We start from the raw sequence: 16,936 nt of genomic DNA on the forward strand, positions 1-16,936 counted from the left end.
ACACCAGATCCCGCACGTGCAGGAGCGAGGTGTGCCCGCCCGAGACCAGCAGCGCGATCGTCGGCACCTCGACGGGGCTGCCCTCGCTGCCGTCCGCGCCGCTCGCCGACTCCGCTCCGCCGGCCTACGGGTCGCCGCCGCCCCCGCCCGCGTACCCCTCGGCGCCCGCGTATCCCTCCGCGCCCGGCCACCCCGCCGCCTACGCGGCCGCACCGGCGCCCGTCGTCCCGCGCACGCTGAGCCTCGTCGGGATGATCCTCGGCATCGTCGGCCTGGTCATCACGCTCTTCGCCGCGGGCTTCGGCTTCCTGCTGTCGGCTCCGGCCGTCGTCCTCGGCTTCCTCGGACGCCGGCGCGAGCCGGCCGCGCGCGGCTTCGCGCTGACCGCGATCATCACCGGGTTCGTCGGCATCGCCGTCTCGCTGATCTACCTGGCGGTCTTCCTCGTCTTCGTCGTGGTGGCCCTCGCCGCCGGCACCTCCGGCTACTGAGCCGGCGCGGGCCGCTCGACGCGCTCCGCCAGCAGGGCGCGGTGGCGCCCGGCGATCCGCGTCAGGATCAGCACCGCGCTGCCGGTGCCGGACAGGCCCAGGCGCTTGCGGAAGCGGGCGGGGTCGATGTCCACTCCGCGCTTCTTGATCTCGAGCACGCCGACGCCGCGGGTGCGCAGCTCCTTCGCCAGCGTGCGCTCGTCCAGCGGCAGCTCGGCGAGGACCCGGAAGCTGCGGAGGAAGGGCGAGGTGGCCGCCTCGTCGCCCGTCAGGTAGGCGATGCCGGGCGAGAGCATCCGCGAGCCGCTGGAGCGCGCGAGCTCGCCCAGGAGGCGCGCCCGGATCGCCGAGCCGTCGGGCTCGTGGACGAACGCGCCGAGCGGGCCGACCTCCTCGTCCTCGCTGTCACCCGCCGCGGTGAGCTCGGAGGAGCCGGCCGCTCCGAGCAGCAGGGCGGAGCGGCGCACGCCCGGTCGCGCCAGAGCACCGAACCAGAGCCCGGTCTCGACCAGCTCGCCGTCGACCGAGACCCACTGCGCCTCGGCGTCCCGGGGGAGGCGATCTCGGTCGAAGCCCGGGCCCACCTTCACGCCCACCGGGAGGTGCTCGGCGAGGCCGAACGCGAAGTCGAGCGAGGGGGAGTAGTCGTCCGGATCGTCGAGCCGACGGGTCTCGCGGTGGCCGGCCGTGCGGCGCGCGGGGTCGAGGTAGACGGCGTCGAAGCCGTCGAGGTCGAAGGCCTCGGCCGTCGAGTGCACGGCGCTCGCCGCGGGGAACGGGGCGAGGTTGAAGCTGGCCAGGGTCGCGGTGACCTCGTCGGCCTCGACGGCGGTGACCGCCAGGTCGATCGCGGCCAGGGCGAGGGCGTCGCCCCCGATACCGCTGCCGAGGTCGGCGACGCGCGCCGCTCCCGCGGCGGCGAACCGGCCGGCGTGCAGTGCGGCGACGCGCAATCGCGTCGCCTGCTCGAGTCCCGCGTCCGTGAAGAGCATCGAGCGGGCGAACTCGCCGAACTTCGCCTCCGCCTTCTGCCGGAGCCTCGCCTGGGTCAGCACCGCGGCGACGAGGACGGGGGAGTGGCCGGCCGCCCGGAGGCGTGCCACGGCCCGGACCAGATCGTCCGACCGGTAGCCGTCGAGGGAGTCGAGGAGCCGGAGGCCCTCGGGGGAGAGGAGCTCGACCAGCTCGTCGCGTCGCATCCGGCCATGGTAGGCCACGGCCTCCCGGCGGGTCCGCCGCCCCGCTTGGCACTCTGATTGCACGAGTGCCAGCGGAGCCCCTACGATGGATCTAGCACTCTCGGAGCGTGTGTGCCAGAACCGCGTTCCGCCCACATCGTCGTCAAGAAAGAGGTCAACCGTGTCGGTGTCCATCAAGCCGCTCGAAGATCGCATCGTCATCAAGCAGGTCGAGGCGGAGCAGGTGACCGCTTCCGGTCTCGTCATCCCCGATACCGCCAAGGAGAAGCCGCAGGAGGGCGAGGTCGTCGCCGTCGGACCCGGTCGCATCGACGACAACGGCAACCGCGTGCCGCTCGACGTCGCCGTCGGCGACAAGGTGATCTACTCCAAGTACGGCGGAACCGAGGTCAAGTTCGGTGGCGAGGACCTGCTGGTCCTCTCCGCTCGCGACGTCCTCGCGGTCGTCGTCCGCTAGGCAGCATCCCTCGGAAGGGCCCGTCGACCTCGGTCGGCGGGCCCTTCCGTCGTTCCCGGTCCTCCTCGCGACCAGTGGCCTGATCCGCCCGGTACAGGACCGTCCCCCCGCCCCGTGCCTGCGTAGCATCGGGGGAGTGACCAGCTCCCGCACCCCCGCCGAGTCCGTCTCGCCGTCCCCCTCGGACGTGCCTCTCGGCGAAGGAGTGGAGGCTCTCGGCGCCTCCGGGCGCCCGGGCGGGATGTCCGGCACGGGGCTGCTGTTCGCGTTCTCGGCCTACCTGCTCTGGGGCGCGATGCCCCTCTACTTCATCGCGATGGCGCCGGCCTCGCCGTTCGAGATCGTCGCCTTCCGGGTGCTCTTCTCGCTCGTGTTCTGCGTGATCCTGCTCACGGTCCTCCGCGGCTGGCGCTCCTTCGGCGCGCTGCTGCGCCGCCCCCGCCTGCTCGGCGTGATGGCGATCGCGGGCGTGCTCATCTACGTCAACTGGCAGGTCTACGTGATCGCCACGACCACGGGCCACGTCATCGAGGCGGCTCTGGGCTACTTCATGAATCCGCTGGTCACGGTGCTGCTGGGTGTCCTGGTGCTGCGCGAGCGCCTGCGGCCCCTGCAGTGGGCCGCGATGGGCGTCAGCGCGGTCGCGGTGCTGGTCATCGCGGTGGGCTACGGATCCTTCCCGTGGATCTCGCTCGCCCTCGCCTTCTCGTTCGGCCTCTACGGCCTGGTGAAGAGCCGCGTCGGAGGCACTGTGGACGCGGTCGGCGGGCTGACGCTCGAGACGCTGTGGCTGACGCCGCTCGCCGTCGTGCAGCTGGCGGTCGTGGGCTCCACGGTGGGTCTGACCCTGACGACGGAGGGGACGGGACACGCCCTGATCCTCGCCTCGGCCGGCATCGTCACGGCCGTCCCGCTGCTCCTGTTCGCGGGCGCCGCCCGGCGCCTCCCGCTCTCGATCGTCGGCTTCGTGCAGTACCTGACGCCGTTCCTGCAGTTCCTCGTCGGGGCCTTCGTCCTGCACGAGGAGATGCCGCTCGAGCGCTGGATCGGCTTCGCGCTGGTGTGGGCCGCCCTGGCGATCTTCTCAGGCGACCTCGTCGCCGCGGAGCGCAGACGGCGCCGTTCCTCCGTCTGATCTGCGGAACGCGTCGTCCTGACGCGGTGCGACGGCGGAATGGTAACGATCCGGTCGCGAAACGTATTGGTAACACCCCTGTATTGTTCACGGCTGCTTCGAAGGTTAGGTTGGCCGAGCGGTTGCCACCGGCGCCGCTCCCACTGACACACACCTCTCAAGGAGCAACATGGGCGTTTACGCGAAGGCCGGCTCGGCCCGCGCGCGGTCCCTCCGGGCAACCCTCGGCGGCGTCGCCATTCTGGGCGCCAGCGCTCTCGTCCTCGCCGGCTGTGCCGGCGGCGGCGACAGCGGATCGGGCGGCGACAGCGGCTCGGGCGACCTGTCCCTGAAGATCGGCACGATCCTCCCCCAGACCGGCACCCTCGCCGTCCTCGGCCCGCCCGAGATCGCGGGCGTCGACCAGGCGGTCGTCGACATCAACGACGCCAAGGCCGGCATCACCATCGACGTGGAGCAGAAGGACTCGGGCGACACCACGACCGACATCGCGACGCAGTCGGCCACGTCCCTCATCGCCGACAACGTCTCCGCCATCATCGGCGCGGCGTCCTCGGGCGTCTCGAAGACCTTCATCGACCAGGTGACCCAGGCGGGCGTCGTCCAGATCTCGCCGGCCAACACCTCGCCGGACTTCACGACCTACGACGACGACGGCTACTACTGGCGCACCGCTCCCTCGGACGTGCTCCAGGGCCGCATCCTCGGCAACAAGATCCTCGGCGACGGCAAGACCAACGTCTCGATCCTGTACATGAACGACGCGTACGGCACCGGCCTCGAGAAGAACATCAAGGAGACCCTCGAGGCGGGCGGAGCATCCGTCGCGGCCGAGGAGATCTTCGAGCCGGCCTCGACCGACTTCAACTCGGCGCTGACCTCGGTCCTCGCCCCGAACCCCGACGCGCTGGTCGTCATCTCGTTCGACGAGATCAAGACCATCGCGGAGCAGCTCTCGGCGAAGGGCTTCGACTTCTCGAAGCTCTACGGCACGGACGGCAACTACGGCGTCATCGGCGAGTCCGACACCAACGTCGACATCGCCGGCGCGCAGTTCACCAACCCCGGCGTCCAGGCGTCCGAGGACTTCCAGAGCAAGCTGCAGTCGCTCGTCGAGTCGCAGGGCAACGACGCGCTGACCGTGTTCAGCTACGCGCCGGAGTCGTACGACGCCACGGTCCTGACCGCTCTCGCCGCGCTCCAGGGCAAGGCGACGGACGGCGCGACCATCCGCGACAACCTCATGTCGGTCTCCGAGGGCGGCACCAAGTGCACGACCTTCGCCGACTGCGCGAAGCTCATCGCCGACGGCGAGGACGTCGACTACGACGGCCTCTCCGGCCCGATCTCGTTCGACGAGAACGGCGACACCAGCGAGGCCTCGGTCTCGATCTACAAGTACGGCACGGGCAACACCACCTCCTTCGAGGAGACCGTCGAGGGTTCGCTGAACTGACGACGCGGTGACGCGGCTCCTGCCGCATCCCTGAGGGGCTCGGTCTTCGGACCGGGCCCCTCCGCCGTTCCCGGAGCGCAGAGGCGGAGACGCACCGGTCGCGCGGACGGGCGCAGCGAGGCGGGGCGGCCGTTGCGGAGGCGACCGCTGTCCGGGCGCGGACGAACGGCTCCGCGGCGTCCAGGGCCTCACGCGGCGTCGAGGCGGCCACTCCAGGGGAGGAGGAGCCCCGGCGGGCAGTGGGCGCCTCCGAGCGCCTCTCTCGGCCTCGAGGAGCGCCGTGACGGACCGCGGGCGGGAGCGACGACGTCGAGCGGGAACGCAGAAGCGCGCGCCCTCCGAGGGACGACGCGCGCTCCGAGTGCCGCGGAGAGCCTAGGAGGCGCGGAGCAGCTCCGCCTCCTGCGCGAGACGGTACGTGACGAAGGAGCGGCTGTAGTTGCGGCGCTTGCCTCCCGTGGTCTCGGCGATGACGACCTGGGCGTAGACGCCGACGACGCGCCAGCGCTCGTAGTCGCCGATCGCACCTGTGCCGAAGCCGGCTCCGAGTTCCACAGGGGCGGGGGTGTAGCTCTTCATGGTCGGCTCCTTCGAGGCGGACGACGCGGCGCTCGAGGCGCTGCGGGGAGGGGAGGAGATCGGCGGCCGATCGCGGTCCCTACCGGGGGAGAGGGGACCGGGACATGCCCCTGCAGGGCTGTCCCGTGTCCCCAAAACTACGGCAGGAGGGGCGATTTCCCGTCCCCCTCGTGGGGGTCGCGGTTGCGGAGAGACTCTCGCTGTCGTGCCCTCGTTCCGCGGACAGGAGGCGAGGTCGCCGACCCGCCGTCCCGCTGACGTCCCGGGGTGCGACGCGTGCCACGGAGAGACCGCTGGAGGCCCGTCCGCGGCCGGGGAGCGGCCCGACCGACTCCTCCCGCGCGCACTCCGTGCGGCCGCGTCTCCGGGGACCGGACCGCCCGCCTCCCCGGGCGGGCCCCTCCGACTCTCCGGGCCGAACCGGCCTCCGTCCGGGGCCGTTCGACCTCCCCGTGGGGCCGCGCCGGCCCTCCGAGCCGCTCCGCCCCCCGGGGAACGACGAAGGGCCCGCCGTCCGGAGACGACGGGCCCTTCGCGGCGGAGTCAGCCGCCGACGGTCGGGGTGCTCGTGGTGACCTCGTTGGTCGTCGCGAGCGTGCCCAGGTAGAGCTCGATGACCTTGGGGTCGTTCATCAGCTCCCGGCCCGCGCCCTCGTAGGCGTCGCGGCCCTGGTCGAGGACGTAGCCGCGGTCGCAGATCTGCAGCGCCCGCCGCGCGTTCTGCTCGACGATCATGATCGAGACACCCGCGCGGTTGATCCTCTGCACGTTGACGAAGGTCTCGTCCTGCCGCATCGGGGACAGGCCCGCGCTGGGCTCGTCGAGCAGCAGCATCGACGGGTCCATCATCAGAGCCCGCGACATCGCCACCATCTGGCGCTCACCGCCCGAGAGCGACCCCGAGCGCTGCTTGAGCCGCTTGCTGAGCTCCGGGAAGAGCTCCGTGACGAACTCGAGCCGCTCCTTGTACAGCTTCGGCTTCTGGTACATGCCCATCTCGAGGTTCTCCTCGATGGTGAGCGACGGGAAGACGTTGTTGTTCTGCGGCACGAAGCCCACGCCCTTGGACACCAGTTTGTCGGCCTTGAGGCCGGTGATGTCCTCGCCGTTCAGCACGACGGTGCCCTGGCGGATGTTGACCAGGCCGAACATCGCCTTCAGCAGCGTCGACTTGCCGGCGCCGTTCGGGCCGATGATCCCGACGAGCTCGCCGCGCTTCACGTAGACGTTGGAGCCGTTGAGGATGTTGACCCCCGGCACGTAGCCCGCGTGCAGGTCGTGCGTCTCGAGGGTGTTCGGAGTCGTCGTGTCGGCGGTCATCTCTCGTCCTTCTCGAATTCGACGGCCGGGGCGTCGGTCGTCGGGGCGACGCTCGTCGGCGCGGAGGCCGGAGCGGCGGCCGGAGCGTCGTGGCCGGGCGTCGGGATGCCGGCCTGCTCCGCCTGCAGCTCCACGTCCTCGCGGACGAGGTCGGAGTCCATCTCCTCGGCGATCTCGAGCTGGCCCTCGATCGTGCCCAGGTCGGTGTCGTGGTGAGCGCCCAGGTACGCGTCGATGACGGCCGGGTCGTTCATCACGGTCGAGGGCGGGCCCTCGGCGACGACCTTGCCCTCGGCCATCACGATCACCCAGTCGGCGATCGTGTTGACCATGTGCATGTCGTGCTCGACGAAGAGCACGGTCATGCCCTCGTCCTTCAGATTCACGATGTGGCCCAGGAGCGACTGCGTCAGCGCCGGATTCACGCCGGCCATCGGCTCGTCGAGCATGACGAGCTCGGGCTCCGACATCAGCGCCCGCGCCATCTCGAGCAGCTTCTTCTGGCCGCCCGACAGGCTCGACGCGTAGTCGTCCCGCTTGGTGTCCAGCTTGAACTTCTCGAGCAGGCGGATCGCGCGCTGCTCGATCGAGTCCTCCTCCTTCGACCACAGCGGGCGGATGAGCGAGGTGAAGATGTTCTCGCCCTTCTGCCCCTTCGCGCCGAGCAGCATGTTCTCGAGCACCGTCATGCCGCCGAGCGCCTTGGTGAGCTGGAACGTGCGCACCATGCCCATCCGCGACACCCGGTAGGCCGGGACGTTGGCGAGGTTCTTGCCCTTGAAGTTCCACTTGCCGGTGTTGGGCTTGTCGAAGCCCGTCAGCAGGTTGAAGAACGTGGTCTTGCCGGCCCCGTTCGGGCCGATCAGGGCAGTGATGGATCCGCGGGGGATCTCGAGGTGCTCGACGTCGACAGCGGTCAGTCCGCCGAAGCGGCGGCTGACGTTGTCGGCGACGACGATGGGGTCCTTCTTCCTGACCCCGGGGACGATTGCTTCCTCGGTGATGTCCGAGACCGGCGTCTTAGGCAAAGTGCAGATCCTTCTTCTTGCCGAAGATCCCCTGGGGTCTGAAGATCACCAGGAGCATGAGGGCTACCCCCACCACGATGAACCGGATGGGTCCGGTCTGCACGGTGGTGAGGCGGATGAGGTCGTTGTTGAGGACCCCGGTGTCGATCCCGAGCGTGAGCAGTCCGTCGGTCAGACCGAGGACGACCCAGAAGATGATCGAGCCGACGACGGGTCCGAAGACCGTCGCAGCGCCGCCCAGCAGCATGATCGTGTAGAGGAAGAACGTGAGCTGGGTGCCGTAGTTGTCGGGCTGGAGCGAGCGGGGGAGGATGAACAGCGCTCCTGCGAGGCCTCCGAGCACTCCGCCCAGGATGAGCGCCTGGATCTTGTACGAGAAGACGTTCTTGCCGAGCGAGCGCACGGCGTCCTCGTCCTCGCGGATGCCCTTGATGACGCGGCCCCAGGGGCTGCGCATCAGGAGGAACACCAGGAGGCAGGCCAGGAGCACGAGGCCCCAGCCGACGATCCGCACCCACCACTGGTCCTGGCTGTAGGTGAGCACGCCGATGCCCCAGCGGCCCTCGGGGAGCGGGTTGAGGTCGTTGAACGCCTTCGCGGCGCCGTTGATGCCCTCCGAGCCGCCGGTGATCGCCGAGAACTCGGGGGTCTTGACCGAGAGCCGGATGATCTCCGCCGCCGCGATCGTGACGATCGAGAGGTAGTCGGCCCGCAGCCGGAGCGTCGGGATGCCCAGGATGAGCGCGAAGACGGTCGCCGCGACGATCGTCGCGAGGAAGGAGCCCCAGACGGGCCACTCGAACTTGACCGAGGTGATGGCGAAGGCGTAGCCGCCCACCGCCATGAAGCCGGCCTGTCCGAAGTTGAGCAGCCCCGTGAATCCGAAGTGGATGACCAGGCCGATGGTCGCCAGCGCATACGCGGCGACAGTGGGATCGACGATCTGCCCGATCGCCAGCCAGATGAAGTTGAGGTTCATGGTGTCCTAGCCGATCCGTTCCTTGCGGCCCAGGATTCCCTGCGGCCTGACCAGGAGGATGATGATCATGAGAACGAGCGGAGCCACGTACTTGAGGTTCTCCGGGATCCAGATCGTCGAGATGTTCATCATCAGTCCGATGATGAGCGAGCCGACCAGCGCGCCGTAGGCGGAGCCGAGTCCGCCGAGCGTGATCGCCGCGAAGATCAGCAGCAGGATCGACGCTCCCGTGTCCCAGCGCAGCGACTGGTAGTAGCCGATGTAGACGCCCGCCAGTGCGGCGAGAGCGCCCGACATCACCCAGACGACGCGGATGACGCGCTCGACGTTGATGCCCGAGGCGGAGGCGAGGGCGCGGTTGTCCGAGACCGCCCGCATCGCCTTGCCGATCTTCGTCTTCGTGAGGACGTAGGCCACGGCGACGATGCAGACGACGCCGACGACGGCGCCGACGATGTCGGTGAACTTCAGGCTGATCCCGAGCTCCGGCACCGTGAAGAACGGAGCGGTGCTGTTGGGGAGCGAGAGGCGGTCGGCCCCGAAGAAGAAGACGAACACGTAGCGCAGGGCCAGCGAGAGGCCGATCGTCACGATCATCAGCGGGATGAGCTGGATGCCCTTCTTCCGCAACGGCTTCCAGAGCAGCCCGTCCTGGACGAAGCCGAAGGCCCCGCCGAGGATCACCGCGATCGGGATGGCCAGCAGCGCCGGGAGTCCGAAGACCCCGGAGAAGAGGTACGCCATCAGCGCACCGAAGGTGACCAGCTCGCCGTGAGCGAAGTTGTTCAGGCCGGTCACGCCGTAGATCAGAGAGGCTCCGATCGCCGCGAGGGCGATCAGGAGCCCGAAGATCAGGCCGGTGACGACCTTCGGCCAGAAGATGATCCAGAACGTGTCGGCCGACACCGGCTGGTTCACCGCGTTGGACGTCCCGTCGGGGTTCGTCGCGTCGTTGCCGGTCGTGCCCTCGGTCGCGGGGCTCGTCGGAGCGGCGGAGTCCGTCGGGACCGGGACGGTCGCCCCGGAGCCCTTCGGGTTGGCCGTCGAGACGATGAAGTTCACGATCTGATTCTGCGAGGCGACGATCTTCACCTGCTTCGGGTTCTGACCCGCGGCGGGGTAGCCCTTGTCGGCGGGCAGCGACTCCTCGTCGACGGTCACCGTGTAGGTGCCCGCGGCGTCGAGGGGGAACGTGGCCCGGCCGTCCTCGCCGGTGGTCACGGTCGCGGAGGCGTCACCGCCGATCTCGACGGTCACCCCCGTCAGGTTCTCGTTCGTCCCCTGCACGCGGACCCAGGCGATGATCGACTGGTCGGCGGTGGTGGCGGCGAGTGCGGCGGGGGCCGCCGCGGCGATCCCGGTGAGGGTCGCGGCGAGCAGCCCCAGGGCCAGGAGGCGGTCTCGGAGCCTCGGGCGTCTCCTATCCACGGGGCGCCTCCCGGTCCGTCGGATGCAGGGTCGTCGAGCGCTGGCGGCGCATCGAACGGCTGGCTGTGAGCAAGACGTCTACCTCTCGTCAGGGTGCACAGACGGATGGGGTCTCCGGGCACGCCCGAATCGCCGTCGTCAAACAACGTTGGTTGACCATACGTTCCGCATGTGTCGGCGGTGTTTCACCGTCCGCACTTACGCGTGACGACATTATGAGGGAGAGGAGAGCGCTCCAGCGCCCATCCGAGGCCCGTCGGCCGCAGCGTCGAGGAATACCGCGGGCCCCGCGGCGCTTAAGATCGAACAACCGTGGCGCTCGTGAGCGGACTCCTCCCGTCCTCTCCGGGCTCCCGCACTCGACCTGCTAAGGGGCATTGATGGACCAGCCGGATCCCTTCGGATTCCTCGGACTCACCTACGACGACGTCATGCTCCTCCCGGGGCACACCGACGTCATCCCGAGCGAGGCCGACACGGCCTCCCGCCTCACCAAGCGCATCAGCGTGGCGACCCCGCTGCTCTCCGCGGCGATGGACACCGTCACCGAGGCGCGCATGGCGATCGCGATGGCCCGCCAGGGCGGACTCGGCGTCCTGCACCGCAACCTCTCCATCGCCGACCAGGCCGACCAGGTCGACCGGGTGAAGCGGAGCGAGTCGGGAATGGTCTCGAACCCCGTCACGACCACCCCGGACGCCACCGTCGCGCAGGTCGACGACCTCTGCGGCCAGTACCGGATCAGCGGCCTCCCCGTCGTCGACTCCACCGGCGTGCTCGTGGGCATCATCACCAACCGCGACATGCGCTTCGTCTCGCCGTTCGAGAAGGCGACCACGCTCGTCCGCGACGTGATGACCAGCACCGGCCTGATCACGGGCCGCGTCGGCATACCCGACAGCGAGGTCATCGCCCTCTTCGCGCAGCACAAGATCGAGAAGCTGCCGCTCGTCGACGCGCAGGGCAAGCTCGCCGGTCTCATCACGGTCAAGGACTTCGACAAGTCGGAGCAGTACCCGAACGCCACGAAGGACGACGAGGGCCGCCTGCGGGTCGGCGCCGCGATCGGCTTCTTCGGCGACGCCTGGCAGCGCGCCACCGCCCTGCTCGACGCGGGCGTCGACGTGATCGTCGTCGATACCGCCAACGGCGACTCCGCCGGCGTGCTCGACATCATCCGCCGCCTGAAGTCCGATGCGGCGTTCGCCGGCGTCGACGTCATCGGGGGCAACGTCGCGACCCGCTCCGGGGCGCAGGCCCTCGTCGACGCGGGCGCCGACGCGATCAAGGTCGGCGTCGGCCCCGGCTCGATCTGCACCACCCGCGTCGTCGCCGGCGTCGGCGTCCCGCAGGTCACCGCGGTCTACGAGGCGTCCCTCGCCGCGCGCGAGTCCGGCGTCCCCGTGATCGCCGACGGCGGCCTCCAGTACTCCGGCGACATCGCCAAGGCGCTCGTCGCCGGCGCCGACACCGTGATGCTCGGCTCCCTCCTCGCGGGCTGCGAGGAGAGCCCCGGCGACCTCGTGTTCCAGAACGGCAAGCAGTTCAAGACCTACCGCGGAATGGGCTCCCTCGGCGCCCTGCAGACCCGCGGCGAGCGGACCTCCTACTCGAAGGACCGCTACTTCCAGTCCGACGTTCCCACCGACGACAAGCTGATCGCCGAGGGCATCGAGGGCCAGGTGCCCTACCGCGGCCCGCTCGCGAACGTGGCCTACCAGCTCGCCGGCGGACTGCGCCAGTCGATGTTCTACGTCGGAGCGCGCACCATCCCCGAGCTGAAGGAGCGCGGGAAGTTCGTGCGCATCACGGCGGCCGGGCTGAAGGAGTCGCACCCTCACGATGTGCAGATGGTGGTGGAGGCGCCGAACTACCGGCGCTGAGGGCTTCTGGTGGGGCCGGCGGCGGATCGGGATCGCGGCCCCTCTGCCCGACGGGCCTGCGGCCCGTACGCCCACCACGCCGGAGGGGCCGCGGTCCCGATCCGCCGCCTCCCTCCGGGAGACGAGCACCGTAGTCCGTCTGGCGAGCCGGGGGGCGCAGCGCGAGCGGCGCGGGGCGCCGCCGCGACTGCGGGGGAGGGCTTCCGCACCTACGAGTGCGGGGGAGTGGTCGCCGCCCGTACCGCGCGAGTGCGCGACGGAGCCGGGAACGGCGTTCCGCGTTCCAGTGGATCGTCGTAGCGGCCGTGCGGAGTTCACGTGCTCGTGCGACAGAGCCGACCCGCTCTGCGGATCGCGTCCACCCGCTCGTGCCGACCGTGGGCGAGCGATCGGGGCTCTGGAGCACGGTGGAAGCGCGAACCGGGGATCCGCGTGTCAGCGGATCGTCGTGGCGCGGTCGCGGCCCGCTCTGCGGATCGCGTCCACCTGTTCGAGCCGACCGTGGGCGAGCGACGAGCGGAGCGAGGAGCGAGCCGCAGCTGACACCGCTCGGCGGTGACCGGCGATCCGCGTGCCAGCGGATCGTCGTAGCGCGGACGGAGGACGCTCTGCGGAACGTGACCACCCGCTCGAGCCGACTGCGGGCGAGCGACGAGCGGAGCGAGGAGCGAGCCACAGTAAACTCGGCCTCATGGAGATCGAGATCGGGCGCGCCAAGCGCGCCCGCCGCGCGTACGCCTTCGACGACATCGCCGTCGTCCCGAGCCGCCGGACGCGCGACCCCGAGGTCGTGTCGGTGAAGTGGTCGATCGACGCGTACCAGTTCGCGACGCCGATCCTCGCCGCGCCGATGGACTCGGTGGTGTCGCCGGCGACGGCGATCCGGCTCGGGCATCTGGGGGCGCTGGGCGTCCTCGACCTCGAGGGCCTGTGGACGCGGTACGAGGACCCGGAGCCGCTGCTCGAGGAGATCCGCCGGCTTCCGGCCGAGACCGCGACGCAGCGGATGCAGGAGATCTACTCCGCTCCGATCCGCCCCGAGCTGGTGACCGCGCGCCTGGCCGAGATCCGCGCCGCGGGCGTGACCGTCGCCGGTGCACTGTCGCCCCAGCGGACCGCGGAGCTCTACCAGACCGTCGTCGACGCCGGGGTCGACGTGTTCGTCATCCGCGGCACGACCGTCTCGGCCGAGCACGTCTCGCGCGACACCGAGCCGCTGAACCTCAAGAAGTTCATCTACGAGCTCGACGTCCCCGTCATCGTCGGCGGCGCCTCCACGTACACCGCGGCGCTGCACCTCATGCGCACGGGCGCCGCGGGCGTCCTCGTCGGGTTCGGCGGCGGTGCCGCCTCCACCACCCGCACGACGCTCGGCATCCAGGCTCCGATGGCGACCGCGGTCGCCGATGTCGCCGGCGCTCGCCGCGACTACCTCGACGAGTCGGGCGGACGCTATGTGCACGTCATCGCGGACGGCGGCCTCGGCACCTCCGGCGACATCGTGAAGGCCGTCGCCGTGGGCGCGGACGCCGTGATGCTCGGCTCGGCGCTGGCCCGTGCGACCGACGCTCCGGGCGGCGGCTGGCACTGGGGCGCGGAGGCGCACCACCCGCAGCTGCCGCGCGGTCGGCGCGTCGAGGTCGGCACCGTCGGCACCCTCGAGCAGGTCCTCTACGGCCCGGCCACCGGCGCCGACGGCACGGCGAACCTCATCGGCGCCCTGCGCCGCTCGATGGCGACGACCGGCTACTCCGACCTCAAGGAGTTCCAGCGGGTCGAGGTCGTCGTCGCTCCGTACCAGCCGAGCTGACGCTCACCGACCGAGGGAACCCCGGACCGTCGAGGCCGCCGTGAACAGCCGGCTCCCTCGACGGTTGGGGGTTCCCTCGACGCGTCGGACGCCTGCGCGGGCCAGCCGGACGAGCAGGGGGCGGACCTCGTAGGCTTCGCGCCAGCCCCAGCGGACGACGCTGCGGACCCGGGCGCGGAGCCGGTCCTCGCGGCGCTTCTCGGCCAGCAGCATCTGCTCAGGCGAGCGCCCCCGGAGGAACGCCGGGTCGGTGTACTTGTGGTCGCCGTCCGCTTCGCCGATCACGCTCGCCTCCTCGAAGAAGAAGTCGACGATCCCGGCGAGCCCGTCCTGGTCGCGCACAGGATGCTGGAGTACCGGCGCGGGCAGCCCGCCGACGTGCACCGCTACTCGGCTGATCGACTCGAGCGGAGTCTCGGAGGCGGGATCGGCGAAGGCGATCACGGCGGCGCTCGTCGTGCGGCCCCGGGAGCCCGGGGGCAGCTCCGCGTGCCGGCGCAGGAGCTCCTCACGCGTGAGCAGGGGCGAGCCGCCCTCGTCGACGAGGCGGAGGGCGTGGTCGGCCGCGACGACGGCGCGCCGGAAGGAGGAGAACCGCGCCAGATCGAAGACGGTCTGCGCGAGGTCCGAGACGGCGAGACCGTCGATCAGCGCGAGCGAGGGCAGACGCGCGCCCCGGTGCTCGGCGACGCCGTTGCGCGTCCGGCTGCCCACGTCCGTCGCCCCCTCGACGTGGACGGTCTCCGCGAGCGGCTCGACCAGGGGGAGTCCCCAGACCGCAGCCGCCGACTCGCGGAGGAAGAAGGGCGCGGTCCAGGTCGCGGCCACTGCGTCGATCCGCGCCCGCTGCCTCTCGTCCACCGAGGCCTCCGCCCACTCGCCCGCCCGCACGTACACTCCGCGGCGCAGCCGCACGAACTCGTCCGACCGGCCGCACGCCTCGTCCCGGAAGATCCTCACCGCACTCATCCCCCCACTCTCGCCTCCTCGCCGCCCCTGCTCCCCTCCGCCTTCCCCGTCTGTGGAAACTCCCCTCCACCCCCTGTGGACAGCGAGGGAACCCCGGACCGTCGAGACCGCCAGGAACTGCGGGCTCCCTCGACGGGTCGGGGTTCCCTCGGCCGGAGGGTCCGCAGCGCGCCTAAGCTGGAAGTCCCGAGTGGGAGCGCCGCACGGCGCGGAGGGAGCACGCATGGTCGAGGTCCGCAGGGTCAAACTGCCCGGTGTCGGCGTTCTGCACACCTTCCTGACGGCCGACGGCGGCAAGGTCGGCGTCATCGCCCACCGCTCCGGCCACAGCGACCTGATCACGTTCGCCGAGGGCGACCAGGACGGCGCCAAGGTGTCCCTCCGCCTGAGCGACGACGAGGCGCACACGCTCGCCGAGCTGCTCGGCGGCACGCAGATCACGGAGTCGCTGACCGCGCTCGACCAGATCCCGGGCCTCTCGATCGACTGGTTCACCGTCGACTACGACGACCACATCGCCGGACAGCAGCTCGGCAAGCCGGCCGACCGCGGGATCGTCGGGCTGACCGTCGTCGCCGTGGTCCGGGGCGACGCCGCCAACCCGGCGCCGGCCCCCGACTTCCGCGTCTTCCCCGGCGACACCCTCGTGGTCGCCGGCAGCCCCGAGAAGGTCGCCAAGGCGTTCGCGTTCTTCCGCACCGGCAGCTTCGCCAAGACGGTCGACGCCCCGCCCGGAGCCTGAGGATGCACCACGGCGAAGACCTCATCGTCCTCGGCGTCCTGTTCGTCGTCGCCTACGTCCTCGGCCGGCTGGGGAGGACGATCGGGCTCCCGGCCATCCCGATCTACATGGTCGTCGGGCTCCTCGCGAGTCCGAACTTCCACCTCTTCCCGCTCGACTTCGAGTCGAGCTACATCGAGCTGACCGCGGTCTTCGGACTGATCCTGCTGCTGTTCAACCTCGGTCTGGAGTTCGACCAGGACGAGTTCTTCGGGAACGCCGGCCGCCTGATCCTCTCCGGAGGCTCCTACATCGCGGTCAACATGGCCGTCGGCCTGGGCTTCGGCTTCGCGCTGGGCTGGGGCAGCCGCGAGGCGCTGATCATCGCGGGCATCACGGCGACGAGCTCGAGCGCGATCGTCACCAAGCTGCTGATCGAGCTCAAGCGCCTGGCGAACCCCGAGACGCCGATGATCCTGGGCGTCACGGTCGTCGAGGACATCTTCATCGCGGTGTACCTGGCGATCGTGTCCGTCGTGCTCTCGGGGGAGACGGAGCCGTGGCCGGTGGTGCTCAAGCTCGTCATCGCGTTCGCGTTCCTCGTGGTGATGTTCGCGATCGCCCGCTGGGGCGGGAAGGTCGTCTCCCGCTTCTTCCGCACCCGCGACGACGAGCTGTTCACGATCCTGTTCTTCGGACTCGCCATCCTGTTCGGCGGCATCGGCGAGGTCCTCGGAGTGACGGACGCCATCGGCGCGTTCCTGATCGGACTGGTCATCGGTGCGACGCGGTTCCGGTCGAGGGTCGAGCACATCGCGATCCCGCTGCGCGACGTGTTCGGCGCCTTCTTCTTCGTCAACTTCGGTCTCGGGCTGGATCCCGGCGCGTTCCCGAGCGTCGTGGTGCCGGTGCTCATCGCCGCGGTGATGACCATCTTCCTCAACCTCGGCGCGGGGCAGTTCGTCGCCTGGCTCAACAAGCTCGGACCGCGCGCCGGCCTGAACGCGGCGTTCATCCTGCACAACCGGGGCGAGTTCGCGCTCATCCTGGCGACGCTCTCGCTCTCGGCGGGGCTCGACGAGCGGATCCAGCCCTTCGCCGGCCTCTACGTGCTGATCATGGCCATCGTCGGGCCGATCCTCGCCTCGCGCTCCGAGAGCATCGGCGCGTTCCTCTCGCGGCGGAGGCACCGCCCGGCGCCTGCAGCGGCCACGGCGATGGACGAGGAGGACTTCGCGCTCGTGGAGGCGGCGATGGCCGCGCCCGCCGTCGCCGCGGAGGAGGCCCCCGCTCCTCCAAGGCGCCCCGCGGAGCCGGACGAGCTCGACGACGAGTTCCCCGATCCGATGCGCCAGGCGCTCATCGACCAGGCGATGCAGCAGTCCGACGGCGCCGACGACGCCCGGCCCCGCCGCCCGAGGGAGCCCGACTACTGATCCCACGGAGCTCCCACACTCACGGGTTAGGCTCGATCCGGCTCG

Annotated in this window: 15 protein-coding genes; 8 read left to right on the forward strand and 7 right to left on the reverse strand. The window is 70.6% G+C overall.

Annotated features, from left to right (window positions below):
- Nucleotides 1-491: DUF4190 domain-containing protein (locus C5D44_RS18090; protein ID WP_258067948.1), on the forward strand; the 491-nt coding region annotated here is incomplete at its 5' end.
- On the opposite strand, the gene C5D44_RS10475 is transcribed toward C5D44_RS18090, so the two are convergent.
- The gene (locus C5D44_RS10475) at nt 485-1,690 is read right to left on the reverse strand and encodes an SAM-dependent methyltransferase (protein ID WP_104281628.1); all 1,206 of its coding nucleotides are present in this window, start codon (nt 1,688-1,690) and stop codon (nt 485-487) included. The two genes, C5D44_RS18090 and C5D44_RS10475, sit on opposite strands and share 7 nt — an antisense overlap.
- Nucleotides 1,691-1,850: 160 nt before the next feature.
- On the opposite strand from C5D44_RS10475, the gene groES reads away from it, so the two are divergent.
- The 3 genes from groES to C5D44_RS10490 all read left to right on the forward strand — a co-directional run bounded on the left by groES (nt 1,851) and on the right by C5D44_RS10490 (nt 4,738).
- Entirely contained in the window at nt 1,851-2,147 is a 297-nt protein-coding gene (groES, locus tag C5D44_RS10480) for a co-chaperone GroES (RefSeq protein ID WP_097167691.1), read from the forward strand.
- A 241-nt stretch (nt 2,148-2,388) separates the two neighbouring features.
- The gene (rarD, locus tag C5D44_RS10485) at nt 2,389-3,282 is read left to right on the forward strand and encodes an EamA family transporter RarD (protein WP_104224726.1); all 894 of its coding nucleotides are present in this window, start codon (nt 2,389-2,391) and stop codon (nt 3,280-3,282) included.
- Nucleotides 3,283-3,451: 169 nt separating this feature from the next.
- A complete protein-coding gene (locus C5D44_RS10490; RefSeq protein ID WP_104276914.1) occupies nt 3,452-4,738 on the forward strand; it encodes an ABC transporter substrate-binding protein in 1,287 nt (428 codons plus the stop codon).
- Nucleotides 4,739-5,113: 375 nt separating this feature from the next.
- On the opposite strand, the gene C5D44_RS10495 is transcribed toward C5D44_RS10490, so the two are convergent.
- The 5 genes from C5D44_RS10495 to C5D44_RS10515 form a co-directional block, all read right to left on the reverse strand.
- Complete coding sequence (locus C5D44_RS10495; protein ID WP_104234164.1) at nt 5,114-5,317, reverse strand: hypothetical protein; 204 nt, start codon at nt 5,315-5,317, stop codon at nt 5,114-5,116.
- A 543-nt stretch (nt 5,318-5,860) separates the two neighbouring features.
- Nucleotides 5,861-6,637 carry an ABC transporter ATP-binding protein gene (locus tag C5D44_RS10500; protein ID WP_104276915.1) on the reverse strand — a complete coding sequence of 259 codons (777 nt, stop codon included), beginning with the start codon at nt 6,635-6,637 and terminating at the stop codon, nt 5,861-5,863.
- Complete coding sequence (locus tag C5D44_RS10505) at nt 6,634-7,665, reverse strand: ABC transporter ATP-binding protein (protein WP_104281629.1); 1,032 nt, start codon at nt 7,663-7,665, stop codon at nt 6,634-6,636. The genes C5D44_RS10500 and C5D44_RS10505 overlap by 4 nt, the downstream gene beginning before the upstream one ends.
- Nucleotides 7,658-8,644, reverse strand: coding sequence for a branched-chain amino acid ABC transporter permease (locus C5D44_RS10510; RefSeq protein WP_104224731.1), 987 nt, complete (start codon nt 8,642-8,644; stop codon nt 7,658-7,660). The genes C5D44_RS10505 and C5D44_RS10510 overlap by 8 nt, the downstream gene beginning before the upstream one ends.
- A 6-nt stretch (nt 8,645-8,650) precedes the next feature.
- Entirely contained in the window at nt 8,651-10,072 is a 1,422-nt protein-coding gene (locus C5D44_RS10515; protein WP_104224732.1) for a branched-chain amino acid ABC transporter permease, read from the reverse strand.
- 380 nt (nt 10,073-10,452) lie between these two features.
- On the opposite strand from C5D44_RS10515, the gene guaB reads away from it, so the two are divergent.
- On the forward strand, nt 10,453-11,955 hold the full coding sequence (gene guaB, locus C5D44_RS10520; RefSeq protein ID WP_104276917.1) for an IMP dehydrogenase: 1,503 nt from the start codon (nt 10,453-10,455) through the stop codon (nt 11,953-11,955).
- 691 nt (nt 11,956-12,646) lie between these two features.
- Nucleotides 12,647-13,765 (forward strand): GuaB3 family IMP dehydrogenase-related protein, encoded by a 1,119-nt coding sequence (locus C5D44_RS10525; RefSeq protein ID WP_104224734.1) that lies wholly within the window; start codon nt 12,647-12,649, stop codon nt 13,763-13,765.
- Between the two features lie 3 nt (nt 13,766-13,768).
- On the opposite strand, the gene C5D44_RS10530 is transcribed toward C5D44_RS10525, so the two are convergent.
- Nucleotides 13,769-14,734 (reverse strand): hypothetical protein, encoded by a 966-nt coding sequence (locus C5D44_RS10530; RefSeq protein WP_104281630.1) that lies wholly within the window; start codon nt 14,732-14,734, stop codon nt 13,769-13,771.
- Nucleotides 14,735-14,957: 223 nt separating this feature from the next.
- Here C5D44_RS10530 and C5D44_RS10535 point away from each other — a divergent pair, with 223 nt between their 5' ends.
- Both C5D44_RS10535 and C5D44_RS10540 read left to right on the forward strand, forming a co-directional pair.
- On the forward strand, nt 14,958-15,476 hold the full coding sequence (locus C5D44_RS10535) for a cation:proton antiporter regulatory subunit (protein ID WP_068256939.1): 519 nt from the start codon (nt 14,958-14,960) through the stop codon (nt 15,474-15,476).
- A 2-nt stretch (nt 15,477-15,478) separates the two neighbouring features.
- Nucleotides 15,479-16,891, forward strand: a complete 1,413-nt coding sequence (locus C5D44_RS10540) for a cation:proton antiporter (protein ID WP_104281631.1) — start codon at nt 15,479-15,481, stop codon at nt 16,889-16,891.
- The last annotated feature ends 45 nt before the right edge of the window (nt 16,892-16,936 follow it).

This window comes from Rathayibacter sp. AY1B5 (assembly GCF_002932795.1).
Classification (GTDB): Bacteria; Actinomycetota; Actinomycetes; order Actinomycetales; family Microbacteriaceae; genus Rathayibacter.

Bases quoted from the DNA above. Each gene is read 5' to 3' on its own strand.
- C5D44_RS10530 (WP_104281630.1), bottom strand. From the start codon at position 14,734: ATGAGTGCGGTGAGGATCTTCCGGGACGAGGCGTGCGGCCGGTCGGAC.
- C5D44_RS10490 (WP_104276914.1), top strand. From the start codon at position 3,452: ATGGGCGTTTACGCGAAGGCCGGCTCGGCCCGCGCGCGGTCCCTCCGG.
- C5D44_RS10500 (WP_104276915.1), bottom strand. From the start codon at position 6,637: ATGACCGCCGACACGACGACTCCGAACACCCTCGAGACGCACGACCTG.
- C5D44_RS10535 (WP_068256939.1), top strand. From the start codon at position 14,958: ATGGTCGAGGTCCGCAGGGTCAAACTGCCCGGTGTCGGCGTTCTGCAC.
- C5D44_RS10525 (WP_104224734.1), top strand. From the start codon at position 12,647: ATGGAGATCGAGATCGGGCGCGCCAAGCGCGCCCGCCGCGCGTACGCC.
- C5D44_RS10475 (WP_104281628.1), bottom strand. From the start codon at position 1,690: ATGCGACGCGACGAGCTGGTCGAGCTCCTCTCCCCCGAGGGCCTCCGG.
- rarD (WP_104224726.1), top strand. From the start codon at position 2,389: ATGTCCGGCACGGGGCTGCTGTTCGCGTTCTCGGCCTACCTGCTCTGG.
- C5D44_RS10540 (WP_104281631.1), top strand. From the start codon at position 15,479: ATGCACCACGGCGAAGACCTCATCGTCCTCGGCGTCCTGTTCGTCGTC.
- guaB (WP_104276917.1), top strand. From the start codon at position 10,453: ATGGACCAGCCGGATCCCTTCGGATTCCTCGGACTCACCTACGACGAC.
- C5D44_RS10495 (WP_104234164.1), bottom strand. From the start codon at position 5,317: ATGAAGAGCTACACCCCCGCCCCTGTGGAACTCGGAGCCGGCTTCGGC.
- C5D44_RS10510 (WP_104224731.1), bottom strand. From the start codon at position 8,644: ATGAACCTCAACTTCATCTGGCTGGCGATCGGGCAGATCGTCGATCCC.